At 37.8% G+C, this 16,546-nt stretch carries 12 protein-coding genes; 7 read left to right on the top strand and 5 right to left on the bottom strand.

The features are described 5' to 3' along the window. Positions 1-602 precede the first annotated feature (602 nt). Entirely contained in the window at positions 603-1,181 is a 579-nt protein-coding gene (locus AC0L3W_RS08280; protein WP_290039807.1) for an outer membrane beta-barrel protein, read from the top strand. A gap of 207 nt (positions 1,182-1,388) precedes the next feature. On the opposite strand, the gene purT is transcribed toward AC0L3W_RS08280, so the two are convergent. Next, complete coding sequence (gene purT, locus AC0L3W_RS08275) at positions 1,389-2,579, bottom strand: formate-dependent phosphoribosylglycinamide formyltransferase (protein WP_409439198.1); 1,191 nt, start codon at positions 2,577-2,579, stop codon at positions 1,389-1,391. Between the two features lie 569 nt (positions 2,580-3,148). On the opposite strand from purT, the gene AC0L3W_RS08270 reads away from it, so the two are divergent. Next, positions 3,149-3,457, top strand: a complete 309-nt coding sequence (locus AC0L3W_RS08270; protein ID WP_409439199.1) for a hypothetical protein — start codon at positions 3,149-3,151, stop codon at positions 3,455-3,457. Positions 3,458-4,157: 700 nt separating this feature from the next. Here the strand turns inward: AC0L3W_RS08270 and AC0L3W_RS08265 are convergent. Both AC0L3W_RS08265 and AC0L3W_RS08260 read right to left on the bottom strand, forming a co-directional pair. Further along, entirely contained in the window at positions 4,158-4,820 is a 663-nt protein-coding gene (locus AC0L3W_RS08265; RefSeq protein WP_409439200.1) for an RloB family protein, read from the bottom strand. Position 4,821: 1 nt separating this feature from the next. Continuing rightward, the gene (locus AC0L3W_RS08260; protein ID WP_409439201.1) at positions 4,822-6,099 is read right to left on the bottom strand and encodes an AAA family ATPase; all 1,278 of its coding nucleotides are present in this window, start codon (positions 6,097-6,099) and stop codon (positions 4,822-4,824) included. A 260-nt stretch (positions 6,100-6,359) separates the two neighbouring features. Here AC0L3W_RS08260 and AC0L3W_RS08255 point away from each other — a divergent pair, with 260 nt between their 5' ends. Then, the gene (locus tag AC0L3W_RS08255) at positions 6,360-6,659 is read left to right on the top strand and encodes a 2OG-Fe(II) oxygenase family protein (RefSeq protein ID WP_290039801.1); all 300 of its coding nucleotides are present in this window, start codon (positions 6,360-6,362) and stop codon (positions 6,657-6,659) included. 392 nt (positions 6,660-7,051) lie between these two features. Here AC0L3W_RS08255 and AC0L3W_RS08250 read toward each other — a convergent pair whose 3' ends face one another. Further along, the gene (locus AC0L3W_RS08250) at positions 7,052-7,735 is read right to left on the bottom strand and encodes a DUF2982 domain-containing protein (protein WP_409439202.1); all 684 of its coding nucleotides are present in this window, start codon (positions 7,733-7,735) and stop codon (positions 7,052-7,054) included. 1,381 nt (positions 7,736-9,116) lie between these two features. Continuing rightward, a complete protein-coding gene (gene ubiG / locus AC0L3W_RS08245) occupies positions 9,117-9,881 on the bottom strand; it encodes a bifunctional 2-polyprenyl-6-hydroxyphenol methylase/3-demethylubiquinol 3-O-methyltransferase UbiG (protein ID WP_473574981.1) in 765 nt (254 codons plus the stop codon). Between the two features lie 317 nt (positions 9,882-10,198). On the opposite strand from ubiG, the gene gyrA reads away from it, so the two are divergent. Genes gyrA through aroA form a run of 4 tightly spaced genes read left to right on the top strand, consistent with a single transcriptional unit; the run spans position 10,199 to position 16,513 of the window. Next, on the top strand, positions 10,199-12,919 hold the full coding sequence (gene gyrA / locus AC0L3W_RS08240; RefSeq protein WP_290039798.1) for a DNA topoisomerase (ATP-hydrolyzing) subunit A: 2,721 nt from the start codon (positions 10,199-10,201) through the stop codon (positions 12,917-12,919). Positions 12,920-12,978: 59 nt separating this feature from the next. Continuing rightward, positions 12,979-14,067 (top strand): 3-phosphoserine/phosphohydroxythreonine transaminase, encoded by a 1,089-nt coding sequence (gene serC, locus AC0L3W_RS08235; protein WP_290039797.1) that lies wholly within the window; start codon positions 12,979-12,981, stop codon positions 14,065-14,067. 32 nt (positions 14,068-14,099) lie between these two features. After that, positions 14,100-15,206, top strand: coding sequence for a histidinol-phosphate transaminase (hisC, locus tag AC0L3W_RS08230; protein ID WP_409439203.1), 1,107 nt, complete (start codon positions 14,100-14,102; stop codon positions 15,204-15,206). 14 nt (positions 15,207-15,220) lie between these two features. After that, complete coding sequence (gene aroA, locus AC0L3W_RS08225) at positions 15,221-16,513, top strand: 3-phosphoshikimate 1-carboxyvinyltransferase (RefSeq protein WP_290039795.1); 1,293 nt, start codon at positions 15,221-15,223, stop codon at positions 16,511-16,513. Positions 16,514-16,546 lie beyond the last annotated feature (33 nt).

Raw genomic sequence — 16,546 nt, 5'->3', positions numbered from 1 at the left:
CAGTCTTCATTTATTTAGATATCTGAGATCTCGTCTCCGCTGTTTTATATTTATTGTCAGTGTGCCGTCCGGTCGGCAAGTTATTTTTTCCCCACCCTAAAGAAACCTATACCTTCAAAAAAAGAAAGAAAAAGGCTCCTGTATCGTTTTCTGATCTATACCTTTGAGGTAAAGCAATAAGGGCTACCTCAAGCACCGCTCATATCCGACGCCCATCTGGAGAGCGCTAGCAACGGTTCCTTACCTTGCTAAGTTCAGTGATTGATTCAGAAAAACTTAATGGGAGGAATGGACCTAGCCATATTGAGGAAGATTTTATTGAAATTTTTTGCTGGTGCTTATTCTAAACATGGGGTATTCAAAAATTTTCTTGAGCAATTAGAGTATGTAATTTCTTCATAGTGAATTATAAAAAATTCACATTAAAACAACGAATTGTACATTTTTAGAACGAAAAGCACCCTTTTTTTTAGGGGTAAATGTTGGCACATATTTTGTAAATACTTAATCAGCTTAAACAGCTTTAATAGCTTGAAGAGCAACTCTACTAACAAAGTAATTCAGTATGAGTATTAAATAATAAAACACTTATGGAGCATACAATGAAAAAGTCAATTTTAGCATACGCATTAATTTCAACTGGTTTTTTAAGCTCTGCAACATTGGCGCATGCAGAAGCATATAACCCAGATTCCGATGCGGCAGGTGTTTATGTCGGTGGTAACTATGGTTATTTACGAGTAGATAATGATGACGAATTTGATGATGATAAAGATGCTTATCAGCTATTCGTAGGTTACTCTTTGAATGAATATATTGCTGTTGAGGGGAGTTACGTCGATTTTGGTGATTATGGAAACACTGTTGCAAGTGCAGAAACCGATGGATACACCCTTGGGTTAAAATTAGGTTTACCAGTGACAAACAATATCGAAATTTATGCTAAAGGTGGCCAGCTCTGGTATGAAACGGATTACTCTGTGCTAGGAGTTGATGGAAACGAAGATGACACTGGGTTATTTGCAGGGGTAGGGGTAAGTTATCACTTAGATAAAAACTGGGCAGTTAAAGTCGATTATACCGTTTATGATAATGATTTGGATGCAGAAAGCGCGGACAGCGATTCTGACTTTTCAACTGATATGAAATACGCATCAGTTGGTCTTGAATACAAATTTTAAATACCAATGATTAAGTTAATAAAATACGAAAAGGCAAATCATGTTGATTTGCCTTTTTTAATATATGTCGTCTATTAATACCAATCACACTAGTTTATGTAGATTTCCGATTTTGTAAAACGATGCTGTCGAATAATTCGATCCTTGCTTGAGCTTGCTAAAGGCTATGTCAGGTTGAGCAAAAATCTTTATTTAATAAACTTATATTTAATAAGCAATGTTTACAGCAGCACTGACAGATTTTGCATTTTCAATGGCTTGTTCAATATTGTCACCACGAGCAATCGCGACACCTAAACGGCGACCACCATTAATATTGGGTTTTGCAAACAAACGTATCTGCGAACCTGCTACTTTGCCTAGCGCAGTGGCAACACCTTCAAATTGGATATCTTGTGATGTGCCATTACCTAAAATAACACTCGAAGCTGAAGGGCCGTATTGCGTAATATTACCAATAGGGAAACCTAAAATAGCGCGCACATGCAAAGCGAACTCAGATAAATCCTGTGAAATCAAAGTCACCAAGCCTGTATCGTGTGGGCGAGGCGAGACTTCGCTAAAGTAAACTTCATCACCTTTTACAAAAAATTCCATCCCAAATAAACCAAATCCACCTAATTCAGTAACCACCTTTGTCGCAATAGCTTGGGCTTTTTGTAATGCTGTTTCAGACATTGCTTGTGGCTGCCATGATTCACGGTAATCACCGTCTTCTTGACGATGCCCAATAGGGGCGCAAAAGTGTATGCCATCAACCGCGCTAACCGTTAATAAAGTGATTTCATAATCAAATGGAACAAAGCCTTCAATAATGATACGACCTTCACCAGTTCGGCCACCTTCTTGAGAGTAAGTCCAAGAGTTATCTAAATCTGCATCCGTTTTTACCACGCTTTGACCTTTACCTGAACTGCTCATTACAGGCTTAATCACGCAAGGCTGGCCAATCTCTTTAACTGCTTGTAAATACTCTTCTTTAGTATCGGCAAAAATGTAAGGTGAAGTTTTCACGCTCAAAGTTTCAGCCGCTAAACGACGAATACCTTCTCTATCCATGGTCAATTTTGCAGCACGCGCAGTCGGGACAACATTAAAACCTTGTTGCTCTAACTCCAGCAAAGTATCAGTCGCAATCGCTTCTACTTCAGGAATAATGAAATCAGGGTTTTCTAAGCGAATGATTTCTTCTAAGCGTTTTCCATCTAGCATGCTGACAACATGTGAACGATGTGCAATTTGCATTGCTGGCGCGTTTGCATAGCTATCAGCAGCAATTACTTCGATGCCAAAACGTTGTAGCTCGATAGCCACTTCTTTGCCTAATTCGCCTGAGCCTAATAGTAATGCCTTAGTTGCACTTGCCGAGGTTGCCGTACCTAAAATTGGATGTGTCATGTAATTCACTCTTATGTGGATGAAAAGATGAGATATTAAGTTTTGAATTCTAGCAGAAAAAGGGTTTAGCTAGCATTGATTAATAGTAAAAAAGGACCGTTTTCATCATACGGAACTCATTATTCCGTATCTTCGCAAACTATATCCACTGGCTCCGCCCATCGACTAGAAAAGCAGGGAGCTCTACTTAATGATGCTGCTAGCCAGTAAAGCAATGACTATCGCTATACCGTGCAAAAGAAGACTGAACATACTGAACGACGCTTCGAACTGCTAAAAGATAGAAGAAACCAGATACCTTTAAAGTAAGAAAAGTCTGGCTTGAGGTATTTGAGCTAGATGAGAAAAATACAGAAAGAAGATTAAGAATGCCTGTCTCATACTTTTCCTTTTGTGTGTTTTAGCTTTTATTCTTGTCGTGTTGAGGCAAACACTCTTTTTAGTTCAAAGACTAGAGGCTCATGTTTTTAACTAGGCGTTTAAATGAATGGCATGATTAATATAAAATTATGATATTTTATTGCCTTACCAGATTGTTAACTGAAATTAATAAGCCTCAAGGATTAAAAGTGAAAGTAACGTGCCCACATTGCCAAGAAAAAATTAGCCTGAAAGATATTAAAAGCATCAATAAAAATAGCATCTACGTAGAAAAGCAATGTCCATCTTGTGATGGTTGGTTTAGCCTAAATAAGCGGTTAACGAAAATAAAAACACTCGGGATGACATTATTACTAATAACCAGCCTATTAAACATCTTTGGTATTAAAAGTGAGTTCAGCATTGTATTTTCAAGTATCGGTTTAGTAGGTGTTTTGGTTGCCTTACTCATTACTTTTATAGGTAAAAATGAAAAAGTGGATAAGCCAAGGCATTAAGTAAAAAGAAACTAATCCCGAGTTGCTCGCTACCTTCGTTTACTAAAGGTGGCGATTAATTCAGAAAAGCTTATTGGGAAAACGGACGTAGTCATATTGAGATAAGTTTTGTTGTAACTAACTGATCTTGTTTATTTAAATATGTGGGTGTCCAGCCTTTTTTATCAGTCTATTAAACATTTTTGGTATTAAAAGTGAGTACAGCATTGTATTTTCAAGTATCGGTTTAGTAGGTGTTTTGATCGCCTTACTCATTACTTTTATAGGGAAAAATGAGAAAAGTCGATAAGCCGAGGCAATAAGTGAAAAGAAACTAGATCCGAATTCATAGCTACCTTCGTTTGCTAAAAGTAGCGATTAATTCAGAAAATCTCACTGGGTAAGGGACGTTGCTATATTGAAACAAGTCTTATTATAACTAACTGATCTTGTTTATTTAAATATGTAGGGACCAACCTTTTTATTATTTTTTATGTGTGAAAAGAGTTTAGTCAGGTGATTTGTCGATAAAAGTCACATGGTATAAAAATAAGTTTATTTAGAAAAATCCTGTAACCATTAAGAGGAATAGCCTTTTTTTAATCAACGGCTTTAAAATAACAATTCAAACTTTATTTCAAAGAGTGATTATATGTGCTCCAAACTTTAATTTAATTATTAACTATGATGTCATAGATAACACTATTGTTTTTTGCATTAATTATTTTATATTTTGCAAATAGTCAATTAACTCATGAATATTGGTTGATGGATTATCAGTAAAACTACTGTCTGAGTGTTTTAGCGCTCGCTTAGCATTCTGTTTCGCAAACTCAAGTTGCCCTATAAGCTGACTAAAAACTTTATCATTTCCTTTTTCATAATTTGGGTAGAAGGCTTTTAGATCTTTTAGCACTTCATTTCCGATGCTAGAATTACCCGATTTATAATATGGCTTAGTTGTATAGTCGAAATGAAGTAATAGCCAGTACTCAAAGCAAGGGACAGATATAGCTGCATAAAATATTCCTTTAGGCTTTTTACTTGCTATTTTATCGACAGTCTCATCATAAGTTTCGTGATTATCTTTATCAAAAACGCAGTATATTCGATCAAAACCATCGCCTTTTTTAGATTCGTTTTTGGCTAAATCTTCTGCCCTCTTTAATATACTCCTAGGACTAGAGCCACATGAGCCATCTATTGCTACATTAGCAGTATTAATTTTGTAATAACAAACCAAGTCAGTGGAGTAATTTGGCTCAGTTTTTTCTCCTTCACAGACAATAAGTATTTTATCATATGACGCTCTTTGAGATTTTTTTCTTTGGAGATCTTTAGTTTTTTTAGCTTTACGTTTGTGATGAAGATTATCTGAGCCCATATTATACACCAATCTCTTTACAAGGTTGGATAAATGGAATAGCTCCAAAGCGGCCTGATAAATATGATAGCTCTAAATTTTCTCTATCTTTCCTTGTACTAAAATCAGTTAAAGGATAAATGGATGTTTCTTGATTTCTGCTTTTTTCACAAAACCAAATTTGATCTCGCCTAAACACTTCTTGATTAAGAATCGATGTTTCATGTGTTGTGAAAATTAGTTGAGCATTTTTAGGATTAGTTCTATCGTCATGAAATAAATTCACTAAGTACCTCACCATTTTAGGGTGCAAGTTATCGTGTAATTCATCGACAACAAGGATGTATCCATTTTTAAGAATATCAATCCAAGGGCCTGCAAATGAAAAGAACTTTTGAGTTCCATCAGATTCTTCAGAAAAGTCCATCGGAATTAACTTACCTGATTGTGTTTTATGTACTGCTTTAATATCAAAGACTTCTTTTCCTTGCATTTCTTTAATCAGAGTTTCTTTAAAAGCTTCTGGTAGTTCGTCAGGTAATGAATTTGGATCAAATTTTTCAGATTCCACTTCAATGTCATGAATATTAAAATCAGCAGATTGTAAAAAATCCAAAACTTGGCATTTAGTCTCATTTTTTTCACATAAAGACGCTGTAAAGCTCGGCCCCCATCCCCCAACGTTTGTCGGTCTAAGCTTATCCTTAAACCATCCAAAAATCGGTTTCAGTTGATTATTGTTCAATTGTACTGCCGTTGATAAGAATAATGCATTTTCTCTTGTCGCATTTTGTAATACAGTTTTTGGCCCTGAAAAATGGTCACTATATTTGAAAGAATAAATATTATTATGCTTATTAAATACACGAGAAAACCACCTTTGTGCTCTCCCTTTGGGGTAAGCAATTAGCCATTCTTCTAAAAATCTATTTTGAGTTGCAGAAAAACCGTATTGGTATTTTATACCTTCATTTATAAATACCATTTCAAACTCTGTTGGCTCACTTGATGATGTGTCATCAAACAAAAATGGAGCTACTGGGATCGCATCGCCTTGTTGATTATTTGTTGCTGAATTTCTGACGATTTCTTCCATATCCATCATTGCACGGAGTAAATTTGATTTCCCAGCTGCATTTGCTCCGTAAATGACAGAAGAGCGAAGTAATTTAGTTGGAGTCGTTGAGTCATGAACGAAAGTATTAGTACTTTCTAGTTCATTGCCCGTACTTTTTACCATGCTAAATACTTGCTCTTCTTTAATAGAGCGATAGTTTTTAACAGTAAATTCAATTAACATTAAAATGCCTTTAAATAAATGACGTATCTACATTAGATAGTAACACTGATTTAAAAAAAATCACTATTAGATGGTGTTTTTTGACAATTTTTACCAAAAAATGCCATTTAAATCCAAATAGAAGAGCTGGACACCCAAATCTTTTATAAACAAATGAAATGTATTATTTGGTTATATCTCATCGCATTTTGATATTGCTAAACAGGGCTATTACAGATGACTCAATGCTAGAATAAACAGTTCATTGGCATGGAGACAATATGACCGAAACCATTAAAAATAAAACCATTCTTTATAGTAAGATATTTTCGATAAACCTAGTCACTTATCCTATTAATCACAGTGTCAGGATGCACGTTGATAATGTTCAAAAAGGACGCTATTACAAACTTAATTTCATATTGGTACAACCCAAAGTGGGTGGTGTGTTTAAGTGTACAAAATGCATCCTCAATTTATTTAATCGCGTGTATTTATTCAGACCAGATAAGTATGAACACAGCGTCACTAAAATTGAATCAGGAAAACGTGTTTTATTAAGTTTTGCATTAAACATTTAATTTTATTAAGCACTTTATCGAACATGGCATAAACGAAAAAATGGCCATGTTAAATGCGGCAACAACTCCCCGCCGTTAAGCTTCCCAAATCATACTTTGCTTTTAGCAAATCCAAACAGAATGTTTGGTTAGGCTAGTTTTGGCCATGGATGGCCAGCAAGAGCCGGTGCGTTACAACGTTGTTATTCATTCAGATTAAAAAACGATCGGGGTGAGTTTCTGTTGGTTCCGTTTCTTTGTTCGTATAAAAAATGAACTCGCCGACAGGGCGGAAAACAAAGTTTGAAATATCAATTTAGCTTCGACGAGCGCAGACGAGAAGCAGAATCTAGCAGCCTGGTTGCTTATATTTGCGATTATTCCTTTTCAGGTCATTGATTACGACTAAAAAACTAAGAAGGCCCATTTACAATGATGTAGTGATGGCACTCTTTTAATAAGGTTAAAAAATGGTTTATATCTCGATCTAAACTGCTCTCTGGCAAATAAAGATGATAACCATATGCTTTGGCGAGTTGTTCCGTACGATGTAACCATCCTGCGATTGGGCCTTTATATATCACTTCATTTAACGTGAATGGTTCAAAATTAATCAAATCTTCTTCAGCACTAATTTCTTTATTAATGATAGCCAAAACGATTAATTCTTGTTGCTCGTGAATTAACTTGTTGGCGAGCCTTGGGGATATGTTTTTGGCGAGATATTCTAAATTATTTAGCTTGATGCCAAGGTAAGGCAACTGTGTGTGCTGTCCTCTGACGTCTGCTTTAACTTCTCCAAAGCGTATAATATCTTGCCATGGCAATGTCCATTTTCCATTAAGGTGACAATATTCAATCATTTTAGGTGTGATAAAAAAGCTGGTTTCGGGCTCCAAATATTTAAGGAGCCCAATAAATGCAATCATTAAGCTGATACATATGAGCAAAATCAATTGAATTTTAATGGTTTGCCAAAGAAATAAACTGATAATCCAAAAAATAAAAATCAAAGTGCATCCAAGGCATATGAGCGTTAGTGCATTACGTTTTGAATTGGGGTGAACTTTAATCACTCTATTGACGGTATCTTCCAAATTTAACCTTCCTTGAAAATTTGGTTTCTTGAACAAATAGTTTTTATTAGCAACGAATAATATGCTATTCGATAATAATTGAGCGGCGTTTTAAATTATATAATAAATTTAAAACAAAAAAAGCAGGCTAAAAAAAGGAATCGCAGAGCGCTTCCGTTCATAACAAGCCTATCGGCTAATTCACCCAGCGCGAACGAGTATTAGTAAAAAAAACACAAAGTAAAAACATGCAGACTAAAGTCAGCGCCCTGAAAACCCATACTTTATAAGCTGAAGACTAATTCAACAAACTGATATAACGACTCTTGATTTACCTACAACAAAACCTTGCTCAAGTTGGCTACGATAATTTCCTAGCAAACTAAGGCATGGTAGCTCAGTTCGAAACAGGGAAGTCGAATATGAGCGGTGCGTTAAGAAGGTAGCACGCCGTTAGGGCGGAACAAAAGTTGGAAATATCAATCAGATTCGATGAGCGCGGACGAGTAATTAGTAAAAACACAAAGTAAAAACATGCAGACTAAAGCCAGCGCCCCGAAAACCCATACGTCATGAACTACATACTAATTTTACAAACTGAACTCACAGCTCTTGATTTAGCTACAATAAAACCTTGCTCAATGCGACTACAACACTTTCCCGTTTAGTTTTTCTGAATCAATTACTGCCTTTAGCAAGCTAAGGCAGGGTAGCTCAGTTCGAGACAGGGAAATCTAGTATGAGTGGTGCGTTAAGAAGGTAGTGATTTGTTCAGGTTAAAAAACGATTGGGAGCCTTTTTCTTTGGTTACTTTCTTTTGGTGAGCAAAAGAAAGTAACACGCCGTTAGTGCAGAACAAGAGTTGGAAATATCAATTAGATTCGATGAGCGCAGACTAGTATTAGTAAAAAAACACAAAGTAAAAACATGCAGACTAAAGTCAGCGCCCCGAAAATCGATACGTCATGAGCTACATACTAATTTTACAAACTGAACTTACAGCTCTTGATTTAGCTACAACAAAACCTTGCTCAAGTTGGCTACGATAATTTCCTAGCAAACTAAGGCATGGTAGCTCAGTTCGAGACAGGGAAGTCGAATATGAGCGGTGCGTTAAGAAGGGTGTGATTGATTCAGGTTTTAAAAACGTATTGGGGCGACTTTCTTTTGGTTCTGTTTTCTTTGTTCGTATAAAGAAAATGAACTCGCCGACAGGGCGAAACCACTGTGAATAAGTATAAAGCTGACCCGACGAGCGCAGACGAGCAATAACAAAACATAACACAAAGTAAAAACAAGCAGGCTAAAAAAAGGAATCGCAGAGCTCTTCCGTTCATAACTCTAGCCTATCGGCTAATTCACCCAGCGCCCCGAAAATCGACACACAATAAACAACGAAAAACTAAAGTGCTTTAGTACACTTCAACATATAGTTCACATCAACGTTTTTAGTGATTTTAAAATTACTTGATAACGGGCTGTATTCCACACCACATAAATCATCACAATGTAACTGCGTATTATCAATCGCGCTTAATAACTGAGAAGGACGAATGAATTTCTCATATTCATGAGTCCCTTTTGGTACCCATTTTAAAACGTGCTCTGCGCCTAAAATCATCATTAGGTAGGCTTTCCAGGTTTTGTTGATGGTTGAAAAGTACACTGTGCCACCTGGTTTTACTAAATCACAACATGCTTGGATCACTGACGCTGGATCTGGCACGTGCTCTAACATCTCCATACAAGTCACAACATCAAACTGTTGTGCATGAGCCGCGGCAAACTGCTCGGCTGTGGTTTTTTTATAAGTGACTTTTGTTTCTGTTTCTAAGGCATGTAAACGCGCGATTTGTAATGAAGCGTGTGCCATGTCGATGCCAATGACCTCTGCACCTTTAATCGCCATGCTCTCTGCTAGGATACCGCCACCACAACCTACATCGACTACTTTTTTGCCAAACAAACCTTGTACACCTTGTTCGATATATTCAAGACGTGTTGGGTTTAGCATGTGTAGTGGTTTGAAATCACCTTCTAAATCCCACCATTGTTCTGCCATTGCTGAAAACTTCTCGATCTCTTGTTGATCGACATTATCTTCTAGTATCAACGCTTCTGATGTGGCTTCTAAGGCTGAAATTGTTGCTGGTGTGTTGTGATCCATGCTGGTGCACCCTGTATGTTTGTGGCAGTGAAAAATGGGCTAATGTCATTGTTGATTGAGTCATTTGACCTAGCAAATGATTATAACGTGATAATAATTAGGATGGGGAATTTTATTTTGCGCCGCTGAGCGCTTTAATTTGAAAATTAAGTTGTTTAAAAAATGTACTTTAAAACGATAAATGCCTCAAATTCGCTCATAAAACGATTCTCAGGCGATTTTGCCTATTAAAAGCCTTTTGCTGAGGTGCATTTGTGCTACTATCAATCCCTTACTAAATTCAGTCTATTTCCACTAAATTAAGGATTTAAGTTTCTATGAGCGAATTTGCCTCTGACGTTTCTCCAATTAATATTGAAGATGAATTAAAAAATTCTTATCTTGAATACGCTATGAGCGTGATCGTAGGGCGTGCATTGCCCGATGTACGTGACGGTCTAAAACCAGTACATCGCCGTGTTTTATTTGCGATGAATATCTTACGTAATGATTGGAACAAGCCTTATAAAAAATCAGCACGTGTTGTTGGTGATGTAATCGGTAAATACCATCCACATGGTGACACTGCTGTATACGATACTATCGTTCGTATGGCGCAAGACTTCTCACTACGTTACATGTTGGTTGATGGTCAAGGTAACTTCGGTTCTGTTGATGGTGATAGCGCGGCAGCAATGCGTTACACAGAAATCCGTATGCAGAAGCTAGCCCATGAATTATTAGCCGATTTAGAAAAAGAAACGGTTGATTACGTACCTAACTATGACGGTACTGAATTCATTCCTGAAGTACTACCGACAAAAATTCCAAACCTATTGATTAATGGTTCTTCGGGTATTGCGGTTGGTATGGCAACTAATATCCCACCACATAATCTAGGTGAAGTGATCAGTGCATGTTTAGCGTTGATCAAAAATGAAGATATTACGGTTCATGAGTTAATTGAACATATACCAGGGCCTGATTTCCCGACTGCGGGTATTATCAATGGTCGTAAAGGTATTATTGATGCTTACACAACTGGCCGCGGTAAAATTAAAGTACGTGCTAAAGCGGAAGTTGAAGTTAACGAAAAAACCGGTCGTGAAACGATCGTGGTACATGAATTACCTTATCAAGTGAACAAAGCGCGTCTGATTGAAAAGATTGCGGAATTTGTAAAAGATAAGAAAATTGAAGGTATTAGTGCATTACGCGATGAGTCTGATAAAGACGGTATGCGTATGGTAGTGGAAGTTAAACGTGGTGAAGTGGGTGAGGTTGTATTAAATAACTTATACGCACAAACACAAATGCAGGTGACTTTCGGTATCAATGCGGTTGCACTTGACCATGGCCAACCTAAACTATTTAACCTAAAAGAGATGTTAGAAGCGTTTATTCTGCATCGCCGTGAAGTAGTTACACGTCGTACGGTATTTGAGTTACGTAAAGCCCGTGACCGTGCACACATCCTTGAAGGTTTAGCGATTTCATTAGTTAACATCGAAGAAATTATTGATTTAATCCGTAAGTCACCAACACCTGCCGAAGCGAAACTTGCTTTACAAGCACGTGGTTGGGATTTAGGTGCAGTGTCTTCTATGTTAGAAGCAAGCGGTGTTGATGCGGCTCGTCCTGATGGCTTAGCGGTTGAGTTCGGTATCCGTGATAACCAATACTTCATGACTGAAATTCAAGCACAAGCGATTCTTGATTTACGTTTACATAAATTAACGGGTCTTGAGCACGAGAAAATCTTAGGTGAATACAAAGAGCTATTAGAAATAATTGCTGCGCTGTTATTCATTCTTGAAAACCCTGCACGTTTAATGGAAGTGATTGAAGAAGAGTTAGAAGAAGTGCGTGATAACTTTGCTGACCCTCGTCGCACTGAAATTACTGAATCTGAATCTGACCTATGTATGGAAGATTTAATCGTTGAGGAAGATGTGGTCGTTACACTTTCTCACGAAGGTTACGTTAAGTACCAACCTCTATCTGATTACGAAGCACAGCGTCGTGGTGGTAAAGGTAAAGCTGCAACTAAGATGAAAGATGAAGATTTCATTGAAAAACTATTAGTGGCAAGTACCCATGATACGATTTTATGTTTCTCTACGCGTGGTCGTTTGTACTGGCTGAAAACATTCCAGTTACCATTAGCATCTCGTCAAGCACGTGGTCGTCCGATTGTGAATATTTTACCGCTTGAAGAGGGTGAACGTATTACAGCAATCTTGCCGGTACGTGAGTATGAAGATGATAAATACGTGTTCATGGCAACCGCTAACGGTACGGTTAAGAAAACGGCATTAAGTGCTTACAGTCGCCCACGTTCAAGTGGTTTGATTGCGATTAACTTAAATGATGATAACGAGCTAATCGGTGTTGCGTTAACTGACGGTAATGATGAAATCATGTTGTTCTCTGATGCAGGTAAAGTGGTTCGCTTTAAAGAAGCTGAAGAGAGTGAAGTGACTGATGAAGAAGGTAACGTTGTTTTAGATGAAAACGGCAACCCTGAAATCAAGTTTAAAGGTGTTCGTCCAATGGGGCGTACAGCAACGGGTGTTCGTGGTATTAAATTAAACGAAGGCGGTAAGGTTGTTTCATTAATCGTACCAAACGCAACAGGCCATATCCTAACAACGACTGAAAATGGTTACGGTAAACGTACACCGTTAGAAGATTACTCGTCTAAGAGCCGTGCAACGCAAGGTGTGATCTCAATTAAAGTGAGTGAACGTAACGGTAAAGTGGTCGGTGCGGTACAGGTTGATGAAAACGATGAAATCATGTTGATCTCAAACAAGGGTACCTTAGTACGTACGCGTGTTTCTGAGGTATCAGTCGTGGGTCGTAATACACAAGGTGTTACGTTGATCCGTACTTCTGAAGATGAGAAAATCGTTGCATTACAACGTATTGATGAAATTAAAGATGTGCCTGTTTACGAAGGTGAAGAAGGCGAAGTGATTGCCTCTGTTGAAGAAGGTAGTACATCTGAAGCACCAGCTGACGTAGTCGATGAACAAGAGACTGATACTGCTGAGTAGTGGATTATGATAATCAATAAGCGGCCGTAGCCGCTTATTTTGTTTTAAGGGATATAAAAATGAGTAAGATTTATAATTTTTGTGCTGGCCCAGCAATGTTACCTGAAGCAGTAATGCAACAAGCACAAAGTGAATTTTGTAACTGGCAAGGTTCTGGGGTTTCTGTGATGGAAGTAAGTCACCGTAGCCCTGAATACATCGCATTAGCTAAACAAGCTGAGATGGATTTACGCGAGTTACTGTCAGTACCTGATAATTACAAAGTATTATTTTGCCAAGGTGGTGGACGTGGTCAATTTGCTGCGGTTCCACTTAACTTATTAGGCGAAAAGCTAGATGCGGATTACATCCTGACTGGACAATGGTCTAAGTCTGCGGTGGTTGAAGCCAAGAAACATGCGCGTATTAAAGAAACAGATATCATGACCACCACGGAAGATGGCAAAATTACCGTTAAACCTTGTGATCAATGGCCTGTTAATAGTGGTGCTGCCTACCTGCATTACTGTCCAAATGAAACCATTGAAGGGATTGAAATTTTTGATGTGCCAGAAACGGGGATTGTGCCGTTAGTCGCTGATATGAGCTCAACTATTTTGTCTCGCCCATTGGATATTAGTAAGTTCGGCTTAGTCTACGCCGGAGCACAAAAAAATATTGGTCCATCTGGTTTAGCAATTGTCATTGTACGTGAAGACCTAGTGGGTAAAGCACGCCAAGCGATTCCATCAATTTTTGATTACGAGATACAAGCAAACGCTGACTCTATGTATAACACACCACCAACGTATTCATGGTATTTAGCGGGGTTAGTGTTTAAATGGCTATTAGCTCAAGGTGGTATTGCCGAAGTAGAAAAAAAGAATATTGCGAAAGCTGAGCTGCTGTACAACGCTATCGATGCGTCTTCTTTCTACAGCAATAATGTAGATAAAAGTGTACGTAGCCGTATGAACATTCCTTTCACATTAGCTGATGATAGCTTGAATGAAACCTTTTTAAGCGAATCCAAAGCTGCAGGTTTATTAACCTTAAAAGGCCATAAATTAGTCGGTGGAATGCGCGCAAGTATTTACAATGCGATGCCAATCGAAGGTGTACAAGCCTTAGTTGACTTTATGGCTGAATTTGAGAAACGCTACGCATAATCTCGCGACAGAAGTGATTGAAAGGAAGTAAAATGAGTAATGATTTTTTAAGCTTGGCGAATAAAGGTGTGCAAAAATTACACCCATACCAAGCGGGTAAACCAACCGATGAATTAGAGCGTGAGTTGGGATTAACTAATATTGTTAAATTAGCCTCTAATGAAAACCCATTAGGGTTAAGTGAATCAGTTAAAGCGACATTACAAAAAGAGTTAACGGAATTAACACGCTACCCAGATGCAAATGGTTATTACCTTAAACAGGCACTAGCTAATAAGTATGCAGTCGAATTAAACCAAATCACTTTAGGTAATGGCTCTAATGATTTATTAGAATTAATTGCACGTGCCTTTGTAGATAATAGCCATGAAGTGATGTTTGCTGAACATGCATTTGTGGTTTATCCAATAGTAACGCAAGCAATTGGCGCAACCGCTGTCGTAGTCAAAGCTAAAGATTATGGTCATGATCTTGAGGCAATGGCGGCGGCGATCACCGATAAAACTAAACTTATCTTTATTGCTAATCCTAATAACCCGACGGGAACTTTTTTAGAGCAAGATGAGATTAAAGACTTCTTGAAGCAAGTTCCGAGTGATGTGTTAGTGGTATTGGATGAAGCTTATTTTGAATATGCATCATCTGAGCGTCGTGGTAATGCTATTGCTTGGATTGCTGAATTCCCTAATCTGATAGTATCACGTACTTTCTCTAAAGCTTATGGCTTGGCTGGTTTACGTGTTGGTTACAGTATTTCTCATCCAGATATTGCTGATATTTTAAATCGTGTACGTCAACCGTTTAACTGTAACGCTTTGGCTTTAAAAGCGGCGGAAACTATTTTGCAAGATGAACAATACTTGGTTGATAGTGTGCGTTTAAATGATGCGGGCATGAAAGACTTAAGTGCTTTTTTTGACGCTAATAATTTACAGTATATCCCATCTATGGGTAACTTTATTACAGTTAATGTTGGTCAATCGGGAGACGAAGTTTATCAAAAACTATTGTTAGAAGGGGTGATTGTAAGACCGATCACCGGTTATGGTTTACCACAACATTTACGCATTAGCATTGGTACTGACGCAGAGAATCAACGTTTTAAACAAGCACTCACCCGTGTTTTAAATTTGCAATAAGAGAAACAGATAGTATGGAACAGTTATTATTAAACCCGATTAAAAAAGTCGATGGTGAAATTAATTTACCCGGGTCAAAAAGCCTATCAAACCGCGCTTTATTATTAGCGGCATTGGCGCAAGGAACGACCACTTTAACTAATTTATTAGACAGTGATGATATCCGTCATATGTTAAATGCGTTAAAAAAATTAGGCGTTAACTACACGCTTTCTGCAGATAAAAAACAGTGTATTGTTGAAGGATTAGGTCGTGCATTTGATACACAAGGATTAGGTGATATCGAGCTTTTCTTAGGCAATGCAGGTACGGCAATGCGTCCTTTATGTGCTGCTTTATGTTTAGGCCAAGGCGAATATACCTTAACTGGTGAACCGCGTATGTTCGAGCGACCAATCGGTTCATTGGTTGATTCACTTAAGCAAGCTGGCGCTGACGTTAGTTACTTAAAAGATGAAAATTACCCACCATTAAAAATTAAAGGAACTGGCCTGAAAGGCGGTGATATTAGTATTGATGGCAGTGTTTCAAGCCAATTTTTAACCGCATTTTTAATGTCTGCACCGATGGCTTCTGAAGATACAACCATTAATATCGTGGGTGAATTAGTATCGAAACCTTACATTAAAATTACTTTACAAATCATGCAAGATTTTGGTGTTGAAGTGGATAACGTTGACGGTGAGTACCAACGCTTTGTGATTAAAGGTGGTCAAACTTATCAAGCAGCAGGTAATTACTTAGTAGAAGGTGACGCGTCTTCAGCTTCTTACTTTTTAGCAGCTGCTGCAATTGGCGGTGGTAGTATCAAAGTGACAGGTATTGGCAAAAAATCAGTACAGGGTGATATTCAATTCGCTGATGCCTTAGAAGCAATGGGCGCAAATATTGAATGGGGTGACGATTACATTAAAGCCAGCAAAGGTCAGTTAAAAGCGATTGATATGGATATGAACCATATTCCTGATGCTGCGATGACTATTGCGGTTGCGGCATTATTTGCTGAAGGTACCACTAAAATCACTAATGTTTATAACTGGCGTGTAAAAGAGACAGATCGTTTATATGCGATGGCAACTGAGCTACGTAAAGTCGGTGCTGAAGTGATTGAAGGTCATGACTTTATTGAAGTAACGCCGCCAGCACAGCTTAAGCATGCAGAAATCGATACTTATGATGATCATCGTATGGCGATGTGTTTCTCATTAGTGGCATTAAGTGATACACCTGTGACGATTAACGATCCTAAGTGTACTTCTAAAACATTCCCTGATTACTTTGAAAAGTTAGCATCAGTGAGCCATTAAGCATTTTAATGTATTAATTAAAAACCTACTTCG

The sequence above is a fragment of the Psychromonas sp. KJ10-5 genome (assembly GCF_055808325.1).
The sequence above is the reverse complement of the archived record's forward strand: the minus strand, read 5'-3'. Positions and strand labels throughout refer to the sequence as shown.